This window comes from Sulfurirhabdus autotrophica (assembly GCF_004346685.1).
GTDB lineage: Bacteria > Pseudomonadota > Gammaproteobacteria > Burkholderiales > SMCO01 > Sulfurirhabdus > Sulfurirhabdus autotrophica.
This window is the reverse complement of the sequence record NZ_SMCO01000050.1, coordinates 1-1967: the sequence shown is the minus strand read 5'-3', so window position 1 is coordinate 1967 and position 1967 is coordinate 1. Positions and strand designations below refer to the sequence as shown.

At 54.6% G+C, this 1967-nt stretch carries 3 protein-coding genes; 2 read left to right on the top strand and 1 reads right to left on the bottom strand.

Annotated elements, in window-relative coordinates:
• Together EDC63_RS18410 and EDC63_RS18405 are read left to right on the top strand one after the other, a co-directional pair.
• The coding region (locus EDC63_RS18410; protein WP_223272306.1) for a dockerin type I repeat-containing protein at positions 1-477 on the top strand (477 nt) is incomplete at its 5' end.
• Positions 478-542: 65 nt separating this feature from the next.
• Complete coding sequence (locus EDC63_RS18405) at positions 543-1457, top strand: hypothetical protein (protein WP_124946849.1); 915 nt, start codon at positions 543-545, stop codon at positions 1455-1457.
• 73 nt (positions 1458-1530) lie between these two features.
• Here the strand turns inward: EDC63_RS18405 and EDC63_RS19170 are convergent.
• Positions 1531-1967 (bottom strand): hypothetical protein (locus EDC63_RS19170; RefSeq protein ID WP_262982422.1); only part of this gene is annotated, 437 nt, incomplete at its 5' end.

Here is a 1967-nt window from a genome sequence, read left to right as displayed (position 1 = left end):
GGCATCAGCTATGTTACTCAGTACAGCTACGATGGTGCCAACCGTCTGGCGAGCATAACCCCGCCTACCGGCGAAGTCCTCACCCTGGGCCGCAATCCTGCCGGCCATATTGACAGCGTCACCAGCCAGAACGGTACGGTCACCACCACCCTCGCCAAAAACATCGTCTACGACGGTGCCGGGCAGGTCACTGCCCAGACCCTGGGCAACGGCGTCAAACAAAGTGCCAGCTATGACCTCAGCGGCCACCCGGCGGTCTTCAGTGTCAACCGGGTAGATGGTGACCTGAATGGAGACGGTATCGTCAATGTAGCTGACGTTGCCCTGGCTGAGCGTATGGCGCTGGGTCTGCTACAGCCGACAGCCGACCAGCTCATGCATGGGGATGTAGCCCCTAATGCGGCTCCGGACGGCATCATCGATGCAGCGGATGTGTCGCGCATCAGAAGAAAGGCATTGGGGCTGGAAAGCTTCTGACAGACCGCACCAATACGCTAAGCAAGCAAAGCACGTACAAGCACAAATATAACGGGAGAGAACACATGAACGCACGGACAACTTTACTGCTGCTGTTATTGCCACTGATGGGGGCTATGGGCGGGTGTGTTGGAATGCAAAGCTTTGGCACAGCAGCAAGGGCAGGAGATACCGTCGCCTTGCCTGTGGGCTGGCTCAACCTCAAACGAGAAAACCTGACAGTAAAAATCACCGATGCGGGTTCCAACGTCACAACATATCTGCCAGGTAATACTGCGGTTAAAAGTGTAGTAAAGCTTTATCCGGATCCATCCTCTGGCCTTGTGGTAGGTGAACGGACACAACAGGATCTTGGAAACAGCGATTCAACTATTGCAAGTAATATAAATCAGTATGTAACCAGTGGCGACAGAGAATGGTGGCAGTCCACGCTTATTCTGAACTTGCCTGCAACACTGGTCCCCGGAAAAGCCGTTATCAATGTGACGGACAGCGCAGGTGGGCAAATTTACCCTATTTCTGTGGAGGTATTACCGGGTGTGGGGAGCGAGAACAAATTCAATGTTTATCGTGGTGCGGCGCAATTTACCATGAGTCTGTCGAATGTTTGGCCCAATTTCTTGAAATCGCTGGAGACAACAAGTCGCTATGCCGTCACGTTTAGCAATAGCAACCTTGACGCCAATGGCAACGAGATCGTGCCGCATTCCATTCAACTGGATGCTACCTATACGGCAGGCATCGGCAAACCCTGGGTCGTCAATCCGCGTGGTGATATCAAAAACATCATCTGGACTGAAAACGGCTCTAATCTGAGGATCATGGTAACCCCGACAAAAGGGAACACTCTAGGGTTAATGGTTCAGGAGAAAATCTACATCGCCGGCGGCATCACCGGCCTCTCACAGCCTATTGTCAAAGCCTACGACATCAACGGCACCCTGATGACCGGGGTGACTGCCACAGTCACTCCGCAATAAGCCAAGCCAAAGGGAACCCCACATGTTATCGCTCACCCGGCTCCTCACCACGCCTCTGCTGGCAGGCCTGCTGTTACTCTGTCATCTTAGTGCCCAGGCTGAAACCGCCAGCCTGCAACTGGACAACAACGGCAACATCACCCAGCGCAGCAACTCGCAGGGTACTACCACCTACAGCTATGATGCCTTGAACCGTCTGGAGACAGAGACCATTCAGGGGGGAAATACTCAGACCTTTAAATATGATGCTGACGGCAACCGCATGAGTGATGGCAAAGGCAGCTACACCTACAGCCCCAGCGCCAACCGCATGGCTACCCGGCTCGGTGCAACCGTGACCCTTGACCCTGCTGGTCACATTACCGCCGATGGCACTGGCCGTACCTATACCTACAACCAGGCCGGACAACTTGCCACCGCCAGCAAAGGCAGCTTGCTGGCCAGCTACTACTACAACGCCCAGGGCCAGCGCACCCGCAAGGTGACCACTGTCAATGCGCCTCAAGGAGC

What these genes read in the sequence shown, in the direction of transcription:
- EDC63_RS18405 (WP_124946849.1), top strand. Translation starts at nt 543, where the DNA reads ATGAACGCACGGACAACTTTACTGCTGCTGTTATTGCCACTGATGGGG.